The 20,949-nt window shown below is 56.1% G+C and carries 18 protein-coding genes; 9 read left to right on the top strand and 9 right to left on the bottom strand.

What is annotated here, in order from left to right; all coding sequences use genetic code 11:
- Positions 1 to 21: 21 nt before the first annotated feature.
- The 8 genes from M2305_RS07020 to pspF form a co-directional block, all read right to left on the bottom strand.
- Positions 22 to 942 (bottom strand): substrate-binding domain-containing protein, encoded by a 921-nt coding sequence (locus M2305_RS07020; RefSeq protein ID WP_046900500.1) that lies wholly within the window; start codon positions 940 to 942, stop codon positions 22 to 24.
- Positions 943 to 1,001: 59 nt separating this feature from the next.
- Positions 1,002 to 1,484: an RpiB/LacA/LacB family sugar-phosphate isomerase gene (locus M2305_RS07015; RefSeq protein ID WP_046900499.1), complete on the bottom strand. Its 483-nt coding sequence runs from the start codon at positions 1,482 to 1,484 to the stop codon at positions 1,002 to 1,004.
- Between the two features lie 15 nt (positions 1,485 to 1,499).
- Positions 1,500 to 2,339, bottom strand: a complete 840-nt coding sequence (locus tag M2305_RS07010) for a DeoR/GlpR family DNA-binding transcription regulator (RefSeq protein ID WP_211509568.1) — start codon at positions 2,337 to 2,339, stop codon at positions 1,500 to 1,502.
- A complete protein-coding gene (locus tag M2305_RS07005) occupies positions 2,336 to 3,100 on the bottom strand; it encodes a triose-phosphate isomerase (RefSeq protein WP_264648955.1) in 765 nt (254 codons plus the stop codon). The genes M2305_RS07010 and M2305_RS07005 overlap by 4 nt, the downstream gene beginning before the upstream one ends.
- Positions 3,101 to 3,576: 476 nt before the next feature.
- Positions 3,577 to 5,457, bottom strand: coding sequence for an adenylyl-sulfate kinase (cysC, locus tag M2305_RS07000; RefSeq protein ID WP_264649946.1), 1,881 nt, complete (start codon positions 5,455 to 5,457; stop codon positions 3,577 to 3,579).
- A gap of 1 nt (position 5,458) precedes the next feature.
- Entirely contained in the window at positions 5,459 to 6,253 is a 795-nt protein-coding gene (cysD, locus tag M2305_RS06995; protein WP_064275312.1) for a sulfate adenylyltransferase subunit CysD, read from the bottom strand.
- Positions 6,254 to 6,303: 50 nt separating this feature from the next.
- A complete protein-coding gene (locus M2305_RS06990; protein ID WP_064275243.1) occupies positions 6,304 to 6,984 on the bottom strand; it encodes a phosphoadenylyl-sulfate reductase in 681 nt (226 codons plus the stop codon).
- Positions 6,985 to 7,268: 284 nt separating this feature from the next.
- Positions 7,269 to 8,321 (bottom strand): phage shock protein operon transcriptional activator, encoded by a 1,053-nt coding sequence (gene pspF / locus M2305_RS06985; protein WP_211515689.1) that lies wholly within the window; start codon positions 8,319 to 8,321, stop codon positions 7,269 to 7,271.
- 112 nt (positions 8,322 to 8,433) lie between these two features.
- Here pspF and pspA point away from each other — a divergent pair, with 112 nt between their 5' ends.
- The 9 genes from pspA to M2305_RS06940 all read left to right on the top strand — a co-directional run bounded on the left by pspA (position 8,434) and on the right by M2305_RS06940 (position 19,169).
- Entirely contained in the window at positions 8,434 to 9,117 is a 684-nt protein-coding gene (pspA, locus tag M2305_RS06980; protein ID WP_046900493.1) for a phage shock protein PspA, read from the top strand.
- Positions 9,118 to 9,142: 25 nt separating this feature from the next.
- Positions 9,143 to 9,385: an envelope stress response membrane protein PspB gene (gene pspB, locus M2305_RS06975; RefSeq protein ID WP_211498336.1), complete on the top strand. Its 243-nt coding sequence runs from the start codon at positions 9,143 to 9,145 to the stop codon at positions 9,383 to 9,385.
- Positions 9,382 to 12,018: a DUF2807 domain-containing protein gene (locus M2305_RS06970; RefSeq protein WP_264648953.1), complete on the top strand. Its 2,637-nt coding sequence runs from the start codon at positions 9,382 to 9,384 to the stop codon at positions 12,016 to 12,018. Before pspB ends, M2305_RS06970 begins: the two co-directional genes overlap by 4 nt.
- Positions 12,019 to 12,066: 48 nt before the next feature.
- Positions 12,067 to 12,852: an MlaE family ABC transporter permease gene (locus M2305_RS06965; RefSeq protein ID WP_046900490.1), complete on the top strand. Its 786-nt coding sequence runs from the start codon at positions 12,067 to 12,069 to the stop codon at positions 12,850 to 12,852.
- Positions 12,849 to 13,637 (top strand): ABC transporter ATP-binding protein, encoded by a 789-nt coding sequence (locus M2305_RS06960; RefSeq protein WP_064275241.1) that lies wholly within the window; start codon positions 12,849 to 12,851, stop codon positions 13,635 to 13,637. The genes M2305_RS06965 and M2305_RS06960 overlap by 4 nt, the downstream gene beginning before the upstream one ends.
- Positions 13,634 to 13,837 (top strand): hypothetical protein, encoded by a 204-nt coding sequence (locus tag M2305_RS06955; RefSeq protein ID WP_046900488.1) that lies wholly within the window; start codon positions 13,634 to 13,636, stop codon positions 13,835 to 13,837. The genes M2305_RS06960 and M2305_RS06955 overlap by 4 nt, the downstream gene beginning before the upstream one ends.
- A gap of 77 nt (positions 13,838 to 13,914) precedes the next feature.
- On the top strand, positions 13,915 to 15,318 hold the full coding sequence (gene radA / locus M2305_RS06950; RefSeq protein ID WP_064275239.1) for a DNA repair protein RadA: 1,404 nt from the start codon (positions 13,915 to 13,917) through the stop codon (positions 15,316 to 15,318).
- Positions 15,319 to 15,550: 232 nt separating this feature from the next.
- Entirely contained in the window at positions 15,551 to 17,194 is a 1,644-nt protein-coding gene (locus M2305_RS06945) for a Hint domain-containing protein (protein ID WP_264648952.1), read from the top strand.
- Between the two features lie 22 nt (positions 17,195 to 17,216).
- Positions 17,217 to 19,169 (top strand): glycosyltransferase family 4 protein, encoded by a 1,953-nt coding sequence (locus tag M2305_RS06940; protein ID WP_264648951.1) that lies wholly within the window; start codon positions 17,217 to 17,219, stop codon positions 19,167 to 19,169.
- Positions 19,170 to 19,176: 7 nt separating this feature from the next.
- Here the strand turns inward: M2305_RS06940 and M2305_RS06935 are convergent, their stop codons facing one another.
- Positions 19,177 to 20,820, bottom strand: a complete 1,644-nt coding sequence (locus M2305_RS06935; protein ID WP_264649945.1) for an alginate export family protein — start codon at positions 20,818 to 20,820, stop codon at positions 19,177 to 19,179.
- Positions 20,821 to 20,949 lie beyond the last annotated feature (129 nt).

Below are 20,949 nucleotides of genomic sequence, written 5' to 3'. Positions count from 1 at the left end.
ACTCCTGCCTCAGAGCCAGGCTCAGAGGGTTTTCTTGGTGATGACGTCGATGCCCGTATCGATGTATTTGGGTGTTTTCTGCCCCATCGCGCTCTGCCATGCAGAGACGACAGCCCAGTAACCCTGCATTTCCGGGCGGCTGGACGCTGTTGATTCCGCAACACCATCCCGAATAAGCTGAAGCATATCGTTCAGGTTATCGAGGCCGACTTCCTGGACTTTGCCTGCCTTCCCGCTTTCCCGAATGGCCTGCCCGATGCCCACAGGACCAGATGCATCACAGGCAACCCATCCCACGAGATTGGGGTGCGCCTGCATGATGGCAGAGGCCTGTTTTTGACCTGTCTCGATGCTGTCGTTGTCGATCCCGGTCGCGACAACTTTGATATCCGGGTATTTTGCAAAGACCTTCTTTTCACACTCTGCACGTAAGGTGTGGTTGGGCGCTGTTGGCACACCCATCATGATGGCCACTTCACCTTTTTTGCCAATCAGTGTGGCAAGCCGTTCGGCCGCAATCGTTCCCTGCTCGCAGAAATCGGCGCCTACTGCCGTGATATTCATACCCTCCGGAGGGAGAGAGTCGAAAACGGTCATAGGAATTTTCTGCTCGATGGCTTCATCCATCGTCGCGCGATTTCCCTTCTCGTCTAGCAGATCAAGAATAAGTCCGTCAGGGTGCGTAGCAATCGCTCTTTCTATGATGTCATTCTGGGAAGAGACATCAGCTGTTTGCGGTGCACGGTATTCGATTTCGATTTTCTGTCCCGTGGTTTTGGTGATCATGTCTGCTGCGGCACGAGCACCCGTATTGAGCTTGTCAAACCACGGATGGACAACTTTCGGAATCAGAACAAAGCGCAGCGGCGTGCTTGTGTCAGCGGCCTGTGCAGCAAGTGGCGTTGCGGCCAGAACAGCACCAAGGAAAAGAGCTTTTTTCATGTTCGTCTTCTTTCCAGATAACCCGTTCCGGCATCAGATCGGAAACAGGAGAAGTATTTTCAGCAGTTGGATGTTTGCAGATGATGCTCGGAATATTTCCGGCTCAATTCTTCAATGCCCGCAACGTTGCCTGCAGACGGCCCAGACGGGTCAAAGCTATGCGCCAACCAGGCATCCACAATGCTTTTGGCCAGTTCCGGCCCGATGACACGTGCCCCCATGGTGATGATCTGGGCATCGTTTGAAAGGGCAGCACGTTCTGCAGAATAGGTGTCGTGCGTTAGCGCGGCCCGAATTCCCGGAATTTTATTGGCGGAAATACAAACGCCAATTCCCGTTCCGCAGCACAGGATTCCCCGATCAAAATCCCCGTGCGTGATCGCGAGACCGACCCGCTCACTTAGCTCCGAATAGAGCTCAGGATGATCATCTTCAGGATGGGACATATCAACAACCGTATGCGGCGTTGTGGCTCGAAGATGTGCGGCAATGAGACCTGCAAGACCTTCTCCGGCCCGATCGCCTCCAATCGCAATACGCATGATTTTTCTCCGTCTTTATGGGTTACGTTCAGGGGAGGTGCTTGATCCGCTCGCCCTGACGGTGGAGATTTCCGCAATTTTCAGATTGATCCCCGCATTGCGGAGCGTGTCCTCCAGGTCTTTTTCAAGACCTGAATCCGTGATCACCACATCGAATTCCGTTAGATCGGAAAAACGATTGAGCGTGATGACACCAAATTTCGTACTGTCCACGAGCAGGATTTTGCGATCGGAAATATTCATCAAGGCCTGCTTGGCTTTGATGATATCCTGCTCCTGATGGTACGCCGTCATCCCGCGGATTGCCGCGACGGACAGGAACAGCGTGTTGACGCGCAGCGATGCCGCGGCCTGCTCACACAGTGTTCCGAAGAACGCGTCAAAATCCATGTTATAGCGACCGCCAAGCAGCAGAAGATTCACATTGGGCTTGCTGGTGAACAGGCTCGCAGTGCCCATGCTGTTCGTGACAACTGTGAGAGACGCACTGTCAGTCAGACGCTCAGCCAAAACGCGGGATGTTGTTGAATCATCCAGTGCAATGATTTCACCTTCTTCAACAAGGCCTGCCGCCACAGCCGCGATAGCCTGCTTGGCTTCCATCGCCCGATGGCTTCGCTGGGAAATACTGCCCTCTGAAAACGCTTTTGGAGGCGTAGTCACACCCCCATGCACACGACGCAAAACTCCGCGTTCCGAAAGGACCTGAAGATCACGGTGAATGGTCATGCGGCTGGTGACAAAACGTCCGGCCAACTCGTCAATTTGTGCGCCACCACGATCCCGGACATAGTCCAAAATGTTCTGGCGGCGTGCAGAGGCAGAGCGCGTTTCAAAGGTTGCTTGGGGCATCATGCGATGACCCCCTCAGCCAACGCCTGAAAATGCTCCACATTCCAAGCAGCCCGCCCAACGAACACTCCATTCACATGAGGCAGAGCGACATAGCCAGCCGCATTGTCCTGCGTGACACTTCCGCCATAGAGGAGCTTGACCGCAGACCCTGCACTGGATCCGGCAATGTTAATCAGGATCTTACGCAGATGATTATGCGTTCTCTCAACAAAAGCCGCATCTGCAGGGCGCCCTGACGCACCTATGGCCCAGACAGGTTCATATGCAATGAGAACCTGTGGAACATCGTCTTCAGACACCCCATGAAGGGCGATCTTCAATTGGCGTGCCAAAGTTTCATTTGTTACGTTATAAGAATATTCATCAGCTGTATCACCGATACAGACGAGTGGCCTTAATCCATGTCGCAGAGCCGCATGAACCTTGAGATTGACGGTTTGATCCGTTTCTCCGAAATAGGTCCGGCGTTCTGAATGACCAATTTCCACCAGTTCCGCACCACATTCCGAGATCATGGTCGGAGAAATTTCTCCGGTCCACGCCCCCTCGTCCTGCCAGTGCATGTTCTGTGCACCTACTGCCACACGGCTTCCTGAGAGCCTGTCACAGACATCCTTTAGAGACGTAAATGGTGGGATGACGAACGGCTGGATAGCTGCCGGGAAAGACATCCGTGCAAGCTCGTTCGCGGCCGCGACAGATGCCGCAGGCCCCTTGTTCATCTTCCAGCTTGTACCAACCCAGATAGCGTCACGCTCCATCGTCCATCTCCGATTTGAGCACCCGATTCGTAACAACTATACTGTTATAAATAACTTCATCAATGAGAATTTCGTCACAAAAAGACTGTTACCACCGGGATTTAGGATGATGTTTTACGGATATAGCAAAGGCCGTTAATACTTAATTATCTGATATAATTGGGTATTATGCGTGACAAATGACGCTGATTGCTCCACGGATTTTCATCACATAAATACGTGATAAATGTTACTTTTTATGTGATATCCATGTGGAATTACGGGTCAGAAGACGTATTCATCACTTACTTACGCAGCCAGATTTTGGCCTAAAAACGATCAACACAGAATGAGGCAATTCACCCTCTCTTTCGAGAACAGGACAAACTATGTGACCGGGATCGCGTGACACGTGCACCGTGAGGTAGACGGCTTTTGAGCAAAAAAAACGGCGGGACAAAGCCCGCCGTTTCTCAATTCATTTTATTTATTTGCAATCAGGGCTGCACAACCCGAAGCACAAAGCCCGTCAATTCACTGACAGTCTCTGCCTCCGTCCGGTCAGCTCCCAAGCGCAGCTCCGGAGATAATGGAGCTTCGTAAGGTGCTGAAACACCCGTGAACTCTGGAATTTTTCCCGAACGTGCCGCAGCATAAAGCCCTTTGGGGTCACGCTGTTCGCAGGTTTCCAGAGGTGTATCCACAAAAATCTCGTGGAAGCCCTCACCTACAATCTGGCGCGCCAGATCACGGTCTGCCTGAAGAGGCGAGACCAGTGCGACAACGACAGCCTGGCCGCTCTCAGACAGAATTTTTGCGACATGCGCCGCACGACGAATGTTCTCGCGACGGTCTTCCGGCGAGAAGCCCAGATCGCTGCACAGTCCGGCCCGTAACGTATCTCCATCCAGAACGGTGGCTTTCACACCCTGCCCTGCCAGAGATACTTCTGCGGCACGAGCCACAGTGCTCTTGCCGGAGCCCGGGAGGCCCGTCAGCCAGAACACGCCACTCTTATGACCACGCGTCTGAGCTTGCTGTACAGCAGAGATACGGCTGGCCGTCGGGTGGATCGCATGAACACCATCTTCGAGTTCAGCAGGACCAATCAGCGGTGCGCCGCCAACAATCCGCTGATGACGATCGACCAGAACGCCACGTCCATCGCCCATTCCCGGAGAGAACGGGTCAAACAGCACGGCGTGAGAAGCAGCGAGCGTGATTTCAGCAAATCCGTCCGGCGGGACCTCATCGCCCTGACGCAATGTCAGGTCATCCAGATCGACAACCGCATCAATGGACGCCACCGTCACATCATGCTCTGCTGTTGTCAGACGAAGCGTGAAGCTTTCCCCAACACGAAGAGGCTCACCCCGCAACCAGAACAGACGCGTGCGAATACGGGCAGAGCGCTCTGGTGCTGACGCTTTATCATCTGCCGGGAACAGCAGGTCCCCACGATCCGGCACCAGATCCGGCTCCAGGCGCAGCGCAATGGATTCACCCGCACCAGCAAGCGGCAGTTCCGGCGCATGCCAGCGGCAGACTTCTGCAACGGTTGCAATCTGGCCCTGGGCACCAATTGCCAGACGATCGCCCGCACGGACAGTGCCACGCTCGATCCGGCCGGCGACGTAACGCACGCCATCAAAGCGATAAACGTCCTGCACCGGCATCCGGAACGGCAGAGACAGACGGGACGTCGGCGGCGGCACATTGGCCAGAGCCTCGATCAGTGTCGGCCCCTTGTACCAGGCGGACCGCTCGGAACGGCTGGCAATATTGTCACCATCACGCGCAGACGCCGGAACAACGGCTTCAACTTCGATTTCCAGACGACCAAGAAGCTGCCGGACATCAGACTCGGCCTGAACGATCTTGGCCTCGTCGAAGCCCAGAACGTCGGACTTGTTCAGCAGCACAATGACGTGCCGAATCCCGATCAAACGCAGCAGCATGGCATGACGCCGCGTCTGCTCCTGCGCACCCTCCTGAGCATCCACAACCAGAACGGCAGCTTCCGCATCGGCAGCACCCGTAATCATGTTGCGTAGGAACTGGCGATGGCCCGGCGCATCCACAATCACGAACTCACGGGAGCCCAGACGGAACGGAATACGCGTGGAATCAACCGTCACGCCCTGATCGCGCTCGATCTGAAGGGAGTCGAGCAGGAAGCTCCACTCCACCGCCAGACCACGCTTGCGGCTGCTTTCAACGATCTGCGCCAGTTTGCCGTCCTGAAGGCTGTCCGTATCGTAAAGCAGACGTCCAATCAGAGTGGATTTACCGTGATCGACGTGCCCGACGATCACGATCGGCGTGGCGGCCGCGCGATACGCTCCAGAGAGTTCCTGGGTTGCGATAATGTCACCCATCTTACAGATACCCCGCCACGCGTAGACGCTCGAATGCGTCTTCTGATTCATGATCCATGGCACGCCCGGCGCGCTCGGATGTCTTGCTGCTTTCCAGCTCGGCAATTACTTCGGCTACGGTCGTGGCATTGCTCTCGATCGGGCTTGTGATGTCCTGGTCACCCAGAGAGCGATAACGCTTACCATCCTTGGCAAAATACAGATCTACAAGGGGGATGCCTTCGCGTTCAATGTAGCGCCAGATGTCGATTTCCCGCCATGCCAGCAACGGATGCACGCGAATATGCATGCCGTCCTCATACGGCGTGGCGTACTGGTCCCAGAATTCCGGCGGCTGATTGCGAACATCCCAGCGATGACCGGCGCCACGCGGGCTGAACACGCGCTCCTTGGCACGCGTGGCCTGCTCATCACGGCGAATACCAGCAATCACACCGCGCAGCTTATGCTTGTCGATCATTGCCGCCAGACCCGCCGTCTTGCGCGCTGCGGAACGTGCAGCGGGCGGCAGGGACGGATCGATTTCTTCGACTGGGGGGCAGTATCCCAGAAGGAGGTCCAGATCCCACTTCTTGGTGTACTCATCCCGAAAGGCATACATTTCCGGGAATTTCTTCTCGGTATCCACATGCATGACCGGGAACGGCACGCGCCCCATGAACGCCTTGCGCGCCAGCCAGACCATGACGTTGCTGTCTTTCCCGAGGGACCACAGCAGCGAGAGGGGCTTCAGTTTCCGATAGGCTTCACGCAGGATGAAAATGCTCTGAGCTTCGAGCTGGTCAAGATCATCCATGACGCGCGGTTCCGCCAGGGTTTGTGTCCGCGTCATTGTCCGCTCCATGTTCATGCCGGCCGATGAATGCCGCATTCTGTCTTGGTCAGACCGGCCCAACGACCTGCCCGCCCGTCTTCTCCGTCTCCAACCGGCCGTGTGCAAGGCGCGCAGCCAATCGAAGTGTATCCTTTTGAAACCAGAGGATGCCGCGGCAGGTTGCGACGACGCATCTCTGCTTCAATTTTCTCCATGCCCCACCCCGCAAGCGGGTTGAGCTTCACGGTACCATCCGGCTGTGGTTCCACAATGGGAAGAGCTGCCCGTGTTGAGGCCTGACTGCGCTTGCGCCCGGTCAGCCAGACGTCAAATTCCGGAAGCACCAGTTCCAAAGGTTCCACTTTACGCAGGGCACAGCAGGCATCCGGATCGAATGCCGCGAGCTGATCCTGTGGATCTCTGTTCTCAAGTTCCCGAGCCAAGGGAGAAATCGTCCGGACGTCCTGAAGGCCGAGCGCATCTGAAAGCTCATCACGATAAGAGAGCGTTTCTGGGAAATGTCGCCGCGTATCCAGAAAGAAAACCGGCACAGACGGGTCTATCCGGGCAATCTCATCCAGAAGAATGGCCGACTCAGCTCCAAATGAGGAAATAACAGCGACGCGGCCTTTCAGGCTCACGAGCGCCTCCTCAAGTGCGTGACTCTCCGGCGTATCCAAAAGATGTTGAAGTTCGGATTGTGAGAGAGGCATTTACTGCACCCATATCCCTGTTCACACGCGCCAGAATCACGACGTGAAGGAGACATAGGCGCGCTTCACCTATTATTCAACTATTTTATTTTGTATAACCATATTAAATGGTTTAATTGAGTATTTCTCATCGATTGAAGCGCGGCAGAATTTTTGGCCTGATTTACCAATTAATGGTCAAATTTCCCGCAAACGACTCACCCCACAAACGGTGTCATTCCTGAAAATCCCCACACCACAAAATCTGGCACACTTCATGCATGAACCAAGGTATGAAACTGCATTCATCCTTTTTTGGTCAGGGCCTTCCGCGCTTCCTTGTCGGCCAGACCGTGCAGCCGCAGATGGTGGCGGAACTGATAATAGGTCAGCCCCAGAAGATCTGCGGCCTGCCGCTGGCTGAACTGCGCCTCCTTGAGGGCCGCTTCCAGCAACGCACGTTCATGACCTTTAACTGTCTCAGCAAAATCCAGCGGGAAGGTTTGGGGAACGTCTCCCTGAACATGACCTTCCCCGGTCGAGGCTGGAGCCATAACGCTGCTCCAGTCAGGCGTGACGAACGGATCAAGCACAATCTCATCCAGACGGCGCTCAGGCTGATCCATACGATACACGCTGCGCTCCACCACATTCCGAAGCTCACGGACGTTGCCGGGCCAGTCGTAGTCAATCAGGCGCTGCAAAGCTTTCTGAGAAAACCCCGCGAAAAGCTTTCGGCCAAGCTCTGCGCTCATCCGCGTCGCAAAATGGTCGGCCAGCAGGGGAATATCGTCCTGCCGGGCTCGCAGAGGCGGGACATTGACCACATCGAATGCCAGTCGGTCGAGCAGGTCCGGGCGGAATGTTCCGTCCCGCGCCATGGCCGGAAGATCAGCGTTGGTGGCACCAATCAAACGCACATCCACGCGAATTGTCTCACTGCCGCCAACGCGTTCGAAGCTGCCATACTCGATAACGCGGAGCAGTTTTTCCTGAACCGCCAGAGAAGCTGTGCCGATTTCATCCAGAAACAGCGTCCCGCCATCTGCACGCTCGAACCGAGACAAACGCCGCTTCTGCGCACCCGTAAACGCGCCAGCCTCATGTCCGAACAACTCGCTGTCCAACAGCGCTTCCGGAAGGGCCGCGCAGTTCAGCTTGACCAAAGGTGCGTCCCAACGATCCGACAGCAACGCAAGCCGCGCCGCAACCAGCTCCTTCCCCGTCCCGCGCTCCCCGATCACCAGAACGGGGCGCTTCAGGGGAGCAAGACGGGAGATCTGGTCCAGCATCGCCAGAAATGCCGGAGCCCGCCCGATGGGTGTCGGAACCTCGTCCGCTTGGGTGGATCTCGCCATTTCTGAGCCTCGTTCGCCACTTCAGATTGTCACAACCATAACATCCCCAAAACGAGCCCGCTGACAAGACAGGTCATTGTGCTCTAATTCAGTTCTCAGGAAGGAAAGCGTCATGGGTATTTTTTCTCGGCTCGCCGACATCGTGAACTCCAATCTCAATGCGATTCTCGCCACGGCAGAAGATCCGCAGAAGATGATCCGCCTTGTCATTCAAGAGATGGAAGACACGCTCGTTGAAGTGCGTAGTCAGGCCGTCCGCACCATCGCAGAACGCAAGCAGCTCGAACGCCGCGTGCGCACCATGATGCATGAAGAAGACGAATGGCACCGCAAGGCCACACTGGCCATCGAACGCAACCGGGACGATCTGGCCAAGGCGGCGCTCTCAGCACGTCACACGGTCGAACAGTCCCGCGAAGGGCTTGAACGTCAGATTGCACAGGTCACGGAAGGTCTTGAGCAGCAGAACGACGACATCACCAAGCTTCAGGCCAAACTGGCGGATGCGAAATCCCGTGAGAAAACCCTGACCATGCGTGCCCGCACGGCAGAAGGCCGCCTCAAGACGCGTGAAAAGCTCTACGATACCCGCATTGACGACACGCTGAACCGTTTCGAACAGGTCGAGCGCGCTCTGGATGAACTGGAAGGCAAAGCCGAAGCCTATGATCTGGGACGTCGGTCTGGTCGCCCCTCCCTGCACGAAGAGTTGGCCGCTCTGGAGACGGATGCGGCTGTAGAAGATGAGTTCGAGACTCTGAAACGCCGGATTGCAGAAAAGAAGCGCGAAGCCTGATGACTGCTGCAAGAAAGTCTGAGTCATGAATGAGGATATCGTCGCTCTTGTCCTGCTTTTTGGCTTTATCCCGGCGCTCGTCCTGGGCCCGCGCCTGCTGCGTGCCCGGACGGGCAGCCTTCCTAATCAGGGCATCTCAGATCCACATCTGCAGGCTGCCCTGACACAGGCCGAGGCCCATGCTACGCGTCTGGAAGAAAGGATCGACCAGCTCGAACGCATCCTCGACGAGGATATCCCGGGTTGGAGAGCTAGGAGTTCACGATGACATCCCGCACCGCCCTGCGCATGCTGCTGCTGTCCATGCTGACAGGGGCAGTTTCTGCCTACCCGGCTCAGGCCGCGCGCGTCACCATGTCCGGATCTGATCTGGATATGGCGATTCCCTGCACAGGTCAGGTGCGGATCGTCGTAGACCCAAGCATGAAAGACGGCGCTACTTTAGACAGCAGCAATGCAACGCAGGTGACGATGCGCAGCGGCAAGGAAGAGTCGGACAGCCGCATCTCCATCGCCACGAAAAGTTGCGCACCCAATGGTAAGGTCACGATCAGTGTGTCGCCTTATACCGGCGTCTCGATCCATGACAGCCATGACACGCATTTCATCATCAAAGGAAAACTGGCGTCCCTTGATGCCAGCCTCGACTCCGCGACGATGGATATCGAGAATACGCAGTCGCTTGATCTGAGCATGCATGGTGCCTCCAGTGTGCATATCGGCTCTCTCGAACGGGCGGCCCAGATCGTGGCTTCCGGCACATCAACGCTGATCGCCGACTCTGCACAACTGACCGCTTTATCTGCACAACTGTCGAACGATGCCTCTTTCATGGTTTCACAGGGTAATATCGAAGCCCTGACGATCGTGACGTCAGACAATGCGACCGCCACCGTTCATGGCAACGCTTCCGTTGCAACGGTGACAGCCAATGGCACAGGCGCCGTCAATATCGAGCGCGTCTCCGGCCCGATCGTTCGGTCTGGCAGTGGCGCGGTAAATGTCGGAACTCCGGCGGCAGTTGCTCCGCCGCCGACTGTCGTGACACCGGCCGCACCACCCGTTACGGCGACGCTGCCAGTTGCTCCTCCGCCCGTTCCCAAAGCTTCGGTACCGGCTCCTCAGCCGCCAGCCTCAACAGAAACATCGCCGCAGATCACCCAGCCTTCTGTTCCGGCTCCATCAACATCCGCAGCGCCAACACCGGCACCATTACCTCAGAAACCGGCCCAGCAGGAACAGGAAGCCGTTCAACCTCCTATTGTCGCGCCCCCCCCCCCCGGCTGCCGTCGCACCAAGTACTCCCACCCCGACGCAGCAGACACCCTCAGTCAGTGTCCCCACGGCGCCGTCGGAGGCTCCTCAGAAGCTGCCACAGACTCCCCTTCCGGACACTGTGGCACCGCCGCCTGCTCCTTCGACGCCAACAGCTCCGGTCATGCCGCCTCAGGGCGATACACCAAAACAGGGAGGCTGATGATGAAGACATCCCAGGATCTGGTACGTTTTGCAGGGAGCCTCCTCGGCCTCCTGCTTGCTACAGGAACGATCAGCCCGGCCTTCTCTCAGGACGCAGCCCCTGCCATTCCTGCTCCCCCGGCTCCACCGGCGCTCCCAGCGTTTCCAAGTCCAGAACGTGTAAGCTCCTCCACGGGAGCTACGCTGGAACTGGCACCGACCTGCCTGACAGATCTTCATGTTGTTGAGGGTGATACAGCTAAGGTTCTTCAGGGCAATGGCAACCTGACAGCCGCCGGGGACAAGACACTCAAACTTGCTCTGAGTGACCTGTCCTGCAGCACCGAAGCCAGCTCGACAATTCAGGTTCCAGCCGGGACGAATATCCATCTCCGCGGCAACAAGACCGACATCACTGTCACAGGGCCATCCGGCCATCTTAGTGGCTTGTCCGGTAGCGGTGACGTACGCGTCAACAGCGCGACGGGCGTGGATCTGCGGATGACCGGATCCGGCAATGTTTCCATTGCTACGGTGACAGGCGATGTACACGTTCTCAATTTCTCAAGCGGAGACCTGCTTGTCGGGCTCGTAACAGCACCTCGTGTTGAGCTGTCCGCGACCTCATCAGGAAACATGCTGCTCAGAAGTGGCTCAGTAGAGAACCTCTCCATTCGGGATCTCGGTTCGTCCGATATCACGGCACATGTCAGTGCCATCTCAGCCAGCCTGTCACTTTATGGCTCTGGGAACGTTCTGGTCGATAGTGTTTCAGGAACATTATCCCGCAGCCACTACGGCTCGGGAGACCTGACAGTTCATACCACAGGCCCCGGCGTGCATGTCACCGCAGCCGCACCGATTAATGGGCAGGCGATCACAAAAGATATTTTGGCCAGCCTTGGTCAGTCCGTGAATTTCGATTCCGGCACGCAGCAAGGCTGGGAGGCTCTTGGCTCTTTCGGCAAACATAGCAGCGGTCACCATCTGGGCGGTCTGCGTCTTGTTCTGATCGTGGTCTGCGTCTGGCTGGTCCTGCGTCACGCCAGACGTTATCGCAAACGGACCGGGGAGTCCTTTTTTGCTGCTCTCTGGGCGGATATTGCTGAAGGCCTCTCCGCTTTCACGCGAAACTGGCAAACACGCATGGCTGACCGTCGCATGGGAGGACAATCATCTGCAGGTGACGCCCCCCATGTCTATTACACACGCCGTGCTGTCGATCTGTATGAAGAGGTTATTCACACAGCCAAGGATCAGAGCGCGCGTCACAAACAACGCCACGCCCCGGAGACGACATCTTTCAGTTCAAACCATACTCTGGTGCGCCTGAACGACCGCCTGGCTCGTATGGAGCCAAGGTTGGCACGCATGGAACAGTTCGTAACCTCCCCGGATTTTACGCTGGAGCGCCAGTTCCGTGACCTGGAACGCTCCGCCTGAGCAAGACAGACTTTGACGTAGCCGGGCGCGCAGGGTAGGGGCTGAAGGGTGAATGCCGTTCTTGATCCCATAGCGGCCCTTGGCCGTGCCGTCCTCGGACTCGTCCGCCAGTCGGGTGCTCTCGCCATGTTTGCGCTGGAAGGGCTGTCGCATCTCGTGCGGCCACCGTTCTACTGGCGCATCTTCCTGTCCACGCTGATCGAAACGGGATTCTTCTCCCTTCCGGTTGTGGCCCTGACAGCCTTGTTCTCCGGGGCCGTCATCGCTTTGCAGTCCTATGTCGGGTTTGGGCAGTATCACGTCCAGAGCGCCATCGCCGGGATTGTGGTTCTGGCTGTCACCCGCGAACTGGGGCCGGTTCTGGCAGGACTGATGGTTGCCGGGCGTGTCGGTGCCGCAATGTCTGCCCAGATCGGTACCATGCGCGTCACCGATCAGATTGATGCCCTGACGACACTTTCGACCAACCCGATGAAATATCTGGTGACGCCACGTCTTCTGGCAGGAACCATCGCCCTGCCCTGTCTCGTCATCGTGGCGGACGTTCTGGGTGTTCTTGGCGGTTTCACCGTATCAGTCGCAAAACTTGGTTTTTCACCGTCCACCTACATCACGGCCACGCTGGATTCGCTGAAGACCATGGACGTGGTGGTCGGTTTGGTTAAAGCAGCGGCTTTCGGCTTTCTCATTGCTCTTCTGGGTTGCTACCACGGCTATAACAGTCGGGGCGGTGCGGAAGGCGTGGGTTCAGCTACCACAGCGGCCGTCGTGGGCGCCTCCATTCTGCTTCTGCTGTTTGATTACCTCCTCACAGATCTGTTCTTCTCCCAATGAGCACACCCAAAATCCGCATCCGCGGCCTTTCGAAGGCGTTCGGCTCCAAGGTCGTGCTCGACGGGATCGACCTTGATGTCGAGACCGGCACCTCAATGGTCATCATTGGTGGCTCCGGCTCAGGAAAATCCGTTCTTTTGCGGTGTATCCTCGGCCTGATCGAGCCCGATGCTGGCACTATCGAAATTGATGGCGAGAACGTTCTCACGGCTCCACGTGGGCGGCAGGAAATCCTGCGGCGACAGATTGGCATGTTGTTCCAGAACGCCGCCCTGTTCGACAGCATGAGCGTCGCGGACAATATTGCCTTCGGACTTCGGGCCAAGCACTCAGACCGTGACGGCCCAGTTCCGTCCCGATCCAAGGCGCGTGAACTGGCAGGCGGAATCCTCCAGCAGGTTGGATTGGACCCCTCCGTTGGGCAGCTCAGCCCGTCTGAGCTGTCAGGCGGCATGCAAAAGCGCGTCGGACTGGCTCGTGCCATTGCCGGACAGCCCAACATCCTGTTCTTCGACGAACCGACCACAGGCCTTGATCCCATCATGGGGGCCGTCATTGACGGACTTATCGTGGATTGTGTTCAGAAGCTGGGCTCAACGGCGATCGCCATCACACATGACATGGCTTCAGCGCAGCGGATCGGCAATCAGGCTGCCATGCTTTACCAGGGCAAACTGGTCTGGCAGGGGCTGGCCGCAGACCTGATGAACTCAGGCAATGCAATGGTGGACCAGTTCACGCATGGACGCCGGGAAGGTCCGATCACTATGGAACTTCGCAAATGAAGCCGTTCCGACGCCCTCCCATATCCCGCAGAGTCTGGCAGCGTCTTGGCCTGACATATCTCATCGCACTGCCGATGGTGTTCATTCTGTTCATGCATCCGCCCAAAAGCCAGAATATCCTTATTCAGGCACTGATCCTGCTTCTGATCGTGACGGCTGCCCGCATCATGGCACGCATCATCATCCGGACAGACGATTAACGCCTTCTCTGACTGGATCATAACGGGAACGCTCCCTATATCGGGAGCATCCAGAGTCCATGTGAAGAGAGATTCCCTTGGCCAAGAAACCAACCGCACGCTTTGTCTGCCAGTCCTGTGGGGCTGTCTATTCCAAATGGGTGGGCAAATGCGAAGCTTGCGGGGAATGGAACACGCTGGTTGAGGAAACTTCCGAACCCACAGCCCGCAAAACGGGCAAGCTGAGCACCGGGCGTCTTCAAACCGTTCGTCTTGATGGCGAGGCCAAGCCGCCCCCACGCATCACGACAAGCATCGCAGAGCTGGACCGCGTTCTTGGCGGCGGTCTTGTACCTGCATCCGTTGTTCTGGTTGGCGGTGATCCAGGTATTGGTAAATCCACCCTGATGCTCCAGACAACCTGTGCGCTAGCTCGGAGTGGTCACAAGGTTCTGTATGTCTCGGGCGAAGAATCCGTCGATCAGATCCGCATTCGTGCGCAGAGACTGGAGCTGGACCGGGACAGCAAGACACTGGATTCCCTGGATCTGGCGGCTTCCATCAATGTTGGGGACATCGTGGGATCGCTGGAAAACGATCGGTCCCATACTGTCGTGGTCATTGATTCCATTCAGACCATGTGGCTGGAAAGTGTGGAAAGCTCTCCAGGGTCCGTGGCGCAGGTCCGGGCGAGTGCTTTTGAACTCATCCGTCTGGCCAAAACGCTTGGCTTCGCCCTGATCCTGATCGGTCACGTTACGAAGGAAGGGTCTCTGGCAGGGCCGCGTGTGCTGGAACACATGGTTGATGCTGTCATGTATTTTGAAGGTGATCGCGGTCATCAGTTCCGCATCCTACGTGCAGCCAAAAACCGCTTTGGCGCAACCGACGAAATCGGCGTCTTTGCCATGACTGATACGGGGCTGACGGAGGTGCCCAATCCCTCCGCCCTGTTCCTCGCCGAGAGACGCGGCAACATTGCTGGATCGGCTGTGTTTGCCGGCCTTGAAGGCACACGTCCCGTTCTTCTGGAAGTTCAGGCGCTGCTATCCCCCAAGGCTGGAGACGGGGCACCACGTCGCGCCGTTGTCGGATGGGATACGTCTCGCCTGAACATGCTGCTGGCCGTGCTGGACGCGAGATGCGGCTTGAAACTCGCGAACATGGACGTCCACCTGAACGTGGCTGGTGGGTTAAGGGTCAATGAACCCGCCGCAGACATGGCCGTTGCCGCAGCTCTGATCTCCGCAGCGACAGGTCAGCCCGCATCTTCAACCGCTGCTTATTTTGGGGAAGTAGGCCTTTCTGGCGAAATTCGACAGGTCAGCCAGGCTGATCTTCGGCTTAAGGAGGTTGCGAAGCTGGGATTTGTTGAGGCTATTCTTCCCAGACGGGTTTCTGCCGCTTCCGCTCGCGTCAAGCCGCCCGCAGGCCTCAAATTACGCGAGATAGGGCACCTTACAGATCTCGTAGGTCTTTTCACCGAAACCAGTGCAGGCTGAATAAATCCTACGGGCACATAGAAAATAAATCGTGAATTAACGATTTATTTGCGACATATTATTTCCTTCTCTGTCTAAGCTTTACGAACCATGACGGCCTGATTCTTTTCAGACTACTGAACGTCCATTGAATGTTCTGTTGTCGGGTGCTGTCCCTTCGAAAGCGAGTATTGAGATGGCGAGCCAGCAGACATCCTCCTCAACACCACTTCCTTCAGGAAATGGCCCCGTTATGACCGTAAGCTCAGGCCAGGTGGTCAACGGTGGCACCATTTCTCCTGATGCAACACAGGTTGTTTCAGGAGGAACGGCAAATGGCATGCTGCTTCAGGGCAGCTCGGCTTTTTCCGCTGGCAGCACTGGCGCCGGCATGACAACCCAGTTTGCTCGGCAGGATATTATTGCTGGTGGCGCAGCAGTCTCCACAATCGTGAAAGACCTCGCCATCCAAACCGTTCTGAATGGGGGGGTCGCTTCAGGGACAGTCTTGAGCGGATATCTCCCCCCCTATGCGCTGCAGAACACGAGTTCTTTTCAGGTCATCGAAAGCGGTGGCATCGCTATCGATACTGTTTTTTCTGGAAAAACCGGAGAGGCGCAGCGTTATACAGGCCTCACCCAGTCCTTCAGCTACATCAAGACATTCCAGACTGTCGAAAGTGGCGGCACAGTCTCGGGCAACCGGATCGGATTTGGCGGAGCGTCCACAATTGAGGCTGGAGGCAGCTCTGTCGACGCGACCCTTTCTGGCTTCTCCAGTAGCTGGAACGGGTGGAATTTTCAGACGGGACAAGGTGTAAATGTGACGTCCCACGTCTACGCTACTCTGGATGTTTCAGGCTACGCAGACAAAACGTCCGTTTACAACGAAGCGATCATGACAGTCGGGGGTACGGCCGATCATACCACCGTCTTTTCCGGCGGAAGCCTCACCGCACTAAACGGCGCCACGTTGTCGCACCTCACAGTCAGCAGTGGTGGCACCGTGAGCCTCGGCGCCAGTACAGTTCTGACAGATTCGCTGACAATCGAGCGAGGGGGTGGAATTGTTTTTTCGGATATTTCTTCGACAAACGGGTTAAGCGCGGTTTTTGTTTCTACTCCGTCGGTCCAGAATGTCACAAGCGGCGCGACGGTTCAGGCGTCTTCTGAAGCCGCAACACCAGCGGTTTTTCTGGACGTCATGTCCAGTGGAACCGTTGTGAAAGAGATTGCTGTCACAAGCGCGTTCTCATCCCCGATCTATTTTCGGAATGCTCCTTCGGGCGGGGGGACAGAAATGCTTTACGGTACCCCCTGCTATTGCCCGGGAACGCTAATTCAAACTCCTCAGGGAGAGCGGCCTGTAGAAGATCTGGTTATTGGTGATCTGATTTTAACAGCATCAGGGGATGCTCGTCCTATTCGGTGGATCGGACGTCGCGCCTATGACCCACTTTTTGCCCACGGCAACCGGGACGTCTTACCGATCCTGTTTCACAAGGGGTCCTTGGGAAATAACCTTCCAAAGCGGGACCTGACTGTTTCTCCGCTACACGCCATGCTGATCGACGGCTATCTCATTCCTGCCCTGCATCTGGTCAATGATCATTCCATTCTTCAGATTCAGAAACCGGAGACGATCCGATATATTCACATCGAGCTCGACAGCCATGACATTCTGCTTGCGGAAGGCGCACCTTCAGAAAGCTTTCTGGATGACAGATCCAGAGGGATGTTCCACAACGCACATGAATATGAAGCCCTGTATCCTGATGCTCCCCGACAGCATCCCAGATACTGCGCACCACGTCTCGAAGATGGGCCTGAACTCGCCCAAATTCACAGCCGCTTGAAAGAGCATGCAAAATGTCTCTTTCCGAATGAAGCCGCCTGATCTGCAAGGATAAGTCTTCCCTGTGCCACAGTTTCTGGCTGGTTATATCGACATTTGTAACCGTGAGCGCATCGCTGGGTGGGCGGTTGATCTAAAAAATCCAGATCGACCTGTCCGCCTGCACATTTTCCAAAACGGCCAGTTGGTTCAAGAAATTGCGGCTACAACATTTCGCGCAGACCTGAGAAACGTAGCCCGAGACGGATGCTGTGCTTTTGACTGGGCCTGGCACGAGCCGCCACCGCATGAAGGGTGCCTGATAGACGTTCGTGACAGCCTGCAGGATCGTGCTTTTCAGGGTTCTCCTTTTTATATTGAGCCGCAGCCCAGCCGTCTTGTCGGAACGATAGACATCGCGGACCGTCTACATATTGCAGGCTGGATCATGGATGAGCTGAATCCAGACAGAACTGTCTGGCTAACAGCCGTAATTGATGGCGTACAAACCGTGCGCTTTCCTGCAAACCAGTTTCGACGCGACCTGCGGGACTCTGGTCTGAATTCCGGTCGATACGGTTTTGACTATGTATTTGACGCCGCGTTGGATCCGCAACAAGACCACGTTATTCAACTATTCCATGGTCAGGAGCGGTTTGGTGAGCCCTGTCACCTTCCGACCGCCGAGCATCTGGATAAACCTCTCAAGCATTATTTCAGCACTCTACTCCAAGGATTGAATACCCCAGCGGCGAGATCAGAGGCTCTGACGTTCCTGACCAAAGCGGCGGAGACCCTGCGACAGCAGACTGGGTCGGATATTGCCAGTATCGATGATCGTGCCTTTGCTTACCGGGCCAACCGACGCCATGACGATGTCACCTCAGTCATGCCCTGCGCCCTTTTTGTAGACGACCGCGTTCCCGACCCTACAGTGGATGCTGGATCCGTAGCGCTGCTGTCTCATATTCGTGCAACACAGGCGATTGGGTATAATTGCTGTTTCATAGCATCCCGTCAGGCACCTTCAGAGGAGGATTACCTCCGCCTTGCCTCACTGGGCATCGACTGCCTGATGCAACCAGTCTTCACTGGCCCGGAAGAAGCTCTCAAACGCCTCGGACCAGGGCTGGATGTTATCTATCTTCACCGGTTGAATAATGCTGAAAGCTATTCCGCCTTATCCCGCGCCTTCGCCCCAACAGCGACACTGATCTGGAGCGTTGCCGATCTCGCATCACTTCGCCTGCAGCGTCAGGCAGGGATAGAAAATCGTCCTGAGCTTGCGCGAACAGCAACGCGTATTGAAGTGCGGGAAAACATGTGTGCCTGGCTGGCAGACAGCGTACTGACCCATTCTGCAATCGAGGCCGAACGTCTTGAGCGCATGGTGCCTACAGCAAATATTCACGTTGTCCCTTGGGCGGTTCCCGTCAAAACCCGTTCCCGGCGACGCCAGGACAAGCCCGTCATTGCGTTTGTTGCTCACTTTGCACATGCCCCAAACACAGACGCTGCAAAATGGCTCATTCTGGATATTCTACCGCGCCTTAAGAAACGCATTCCCAATCTTGTTTGTCGCCTGATCGGGAGCGCCATGCCGCACGCAGTTCATATGCTTGCAGACGAAGACATAGAAGTTACAGGGCACGTCTCCAACCTTGAAGATACCCTGTCCGACGTATCGCTTTGTGTCGCTCCGCTCCGTTATGGTGCAGGGATCAAGGGCAAGGTTTTGGATGCATGGTCTGTTGGGCTGCCGATTGTCATGACGTCCGTCGCAGCGGAGGGGCTCGTAGATGCGTCCAGCCCGCTATGGGCAAAATCCATCGCTGACAGTGCGGAAGATTTTGCGGAAAAAACAGCTGCTCTTCTGGTGCCATCTGCGGCAAAGGCTCAGATAGCGGCCGCAAGGAAGCTACTGAAAGAGCGTTTTTCCGAGAAGGCTATACAAGCCAGTCTGGAAGACATTCTTCCGCCCGTGATGATCGAGACGCCCCCATTGCCAGAGGACAGGTCAGAACCCGTCCTGAACTAACAGTTTTCTAGAACCTGAATGTCACGTTTGACTGCGCATAGCTGCCACTTTGCGCGCCCGCTTTGCGCAAACTCTGTGACGCCATGAACCGCGCTCCATAGATCTGCCAGGTCAGATGATGGTTGATCTGAAGCGTCAGCGAAGCCTGCGGTACGACGCCCACATATCCTCCCCGATAAGCATGAGCGAATGTGTATGGGCCTGATGAACTCCAGATCGTTCCGTTTGCGTTTTCCCGCCACATAAACGGTGCCTTCAGACGCAGGGACGCAAAGCCTTTCCAAGGCGTGATGCTGATAACCGGCGACAGGCTCACCAGATTGGACGGTGAAATATAGGTTGTCGTATCCAGATAGTTGGTCTGTGGATTAAACGGCGCCATGTAAGTGCGCACCGTTCCGTTCTGACCATCCGACCCACCGGAATAAATATCTGCCTGCACACCCAAGAAGGGATGCAAGGGAGAAGGTGTATGCCTGTAACCTATGATCGTGTTGACGGCCCACGCACGAACGCTGCTTTTCCGCTCTGTCCCGGCGTATTGGAATGTTCCGTTCTGGTAGAGTGCTCCCACCGAGTATTCGACGGAGGCGGATGTTCCATACCAGCGAAACCCCAGATTACCGCGGGAGGATGTCCCTTTAAGAACGCGCGCTGCTGTCGGAACGGCAGATAGGCCGCTGCTGTATCTGTAGCGGATATAAAACAGGTCCAGAAACGAGTGAACGCGCTCGCTACCAACGGAAAATGCTGGAACGATCATCGTGGTGTTTCCACCGTAAAGGCGCGTCCCATAATCCTCGGTGTTGTGGAACATGAGAGGACTGTCTGTTTTCGTCTGAACGAAATCGTATGCGTCCACGCGGATCCGGGGCCAGAGGGCGTAAAACCGGCCACCATTCCAGGACAGGGGAACGTTTGGAGTTTCACGATTGTACAACATGTAGGACGGAGCATCGAGGAACTGCTGGCGTCCAAACATAAAGCCTGTCTGTGCCCCGGCGACTTTGCCCTTCAGTTCGACGAACCCCTGTTGCAGGTCCAGCCTCTTGCGATATGTCGACCCATACCCGAACCCCTTCCAACCGCCTGCATCCGCATTGATGAGCTGACCAAAAAAACGCACGTGCTCACCCAGATGCAAGTCTGCCCCGATCAAATTCCGAATGCCGAAGCGGCCTGACTGGGCTTTTCCACTACGCCCCAGAAATGGCGCTTCCTCATACCAGTTTCGTAACCGCGATTCTCCCGACAGGGTCAGCCAGATCGTGCGACTATTGTTCAAGGCGATGAATTTGAGTGGATCAAAAAAGTCCGTGCGCTTGCTTTTGTCTCGCAGGTAGCTCCAGTCCTCCGCCCAGGCCGCTGCACCGTAGCGACCCACGGGACCAAACCCGGCCGCTTCACCGTTTCCGTAGTTGAAATCACCCCACGGCCCCTGATGACCATTTGGTGCACGGTTCTGCTTGGCAGTGATTCGCCGTGGCTGACCGACCACGCCGGCATGAGGATAATCCTGGATGATCGGTCGCTCGGTGGAAGGAACCTTGATCCACTCCTCCTCTATCGGAGGGGACTCAATCGGACTGGCTTTCAAAGGAACGGTCTGGGCACCTGCGTGATGGCCCAGGTTGACCGTCAACAGAAGCACTCCGGCAATGAGGCTTCTTTCATGACGGAAAGAGACGACAGAAAGAAGCATCGAGAACCACAATTTGACATGAAGAGGCAACGAAAACGAGTGAGCCTCATATTACACAGTATGTAAAGAGAGATTTTA

Source organism: Gluconobacter cerinus, from assembly GCF_025961355.1.
GTDB classification, from domain to species: Bacteria; Pseudomonadota; Alphaproteobacteria; order Acetobacterales; family Acetobacteraceae; genus Gluconobacter; species Gluconobacter cerinus.
This window is presented reverse-complemented; position numbering and strand designations above follow the sequence as displayed.

Excerpts from the sequence above, each read along its gene's own strand:
- M2305_RS06960 (WP_064275241.1), top strand. The coding sequence starts at position 12,849 with ATGAGCACACCCAAAATCCGCATCCGCGGCCTTTCGAAGGCGTTCGGC.
- M2305_RS07020 (WP_046900500.1), bottom strand. The coding sequence starts at position 942 with ATGAAAAAAGCTCTTTTCCTTGGTGCTGTTCTGGCCGCAACGCCACTT.
- M2305_RS07005 (WP_264648955.1), bottom strand. The coding sequence starts at position 3,100 with ATGGAGCGTGACGCTATCTGGGTTGGTACAAGCTGGAAGATGAACAAG.
- pspA (WP_046900493.1), top strand. The coding sequence starts at position 8,434 with ATGGGTATTTTTTCTCGGCTCGCCGACATCGTGAACTCCAATCTCAAT.
- M2305_RS06945 (WP_264648952.1), top strand. The coding sequence starts at position 15,551 with ATGACCGTAAGCTCAGGCCAGGTGGTCAACGGTGGCACCATTTCTCCT.
- M2305_RS06970 (WP_264648953.1), top strand. The coding sequence starts at position 9,382 with ATGACATCCCGCACCGCCCTGCGCATGCTGCTGCTGTCCATGCTGACA.
- M2305_RS06955 (WP_046900488.1), top strand. The coding sequence starts at position 13,634 with ATGAAGCCGTTCCGACGCCCTCCCATATCCCGCAGAGTCTGGCAGCGT.
- pspB (WP_211498336.1), top strand. The coding sequence starts at position 9,143 with ATGAATGAGGATATCGTCGCTCTTGTCCTGCTTTTTGGCTTTATCCCG.
- pspF (WP_211515689.1), bottom strand. The coding sequence starts at position 8,321 with ATGGCGAGATCCACCCAAGCGGACGAGGTTCCGACACCCATCGGGCGG.
- cysD (WP_064275312.1), bottom strand. The coding sequence starts at position 6,253 with ATGGATGATCTTGACCAGCTCGAAGCTCAGAGCATTTTCATCCTGCGT.
- M2305_RS07015 (WP_046900499.1), bottom strand. The coding sequence starts at position 1,484 with ATGCGTATTGCGATTGGAGGCGATCGGGCCGGAGAAGGTCTTGCAGGT.
- cysC (WP_264649946.1), bottom strand. The coding sequence starts at position 5,457 with ATGGGTGACATTATCGCAACCCAGGAACTCTCTGGAGCGTATCGCGCG.
- M2305_RS07010 (WP_211509568.1), bottom strand. The coding sequence starts at position 2,339 with ATGATGCCCCAAGCAACCTTTGAAACGCGCTCTGCCTCTGCACGCCGC.
- M2305_RS06990 (WP_064275243.1), bottom strand. The coding sequence starts at position 6,984 with ATGCCTCTCTCACAATCCGAACTTCAACATCTTTTGGATACGCCGGAG.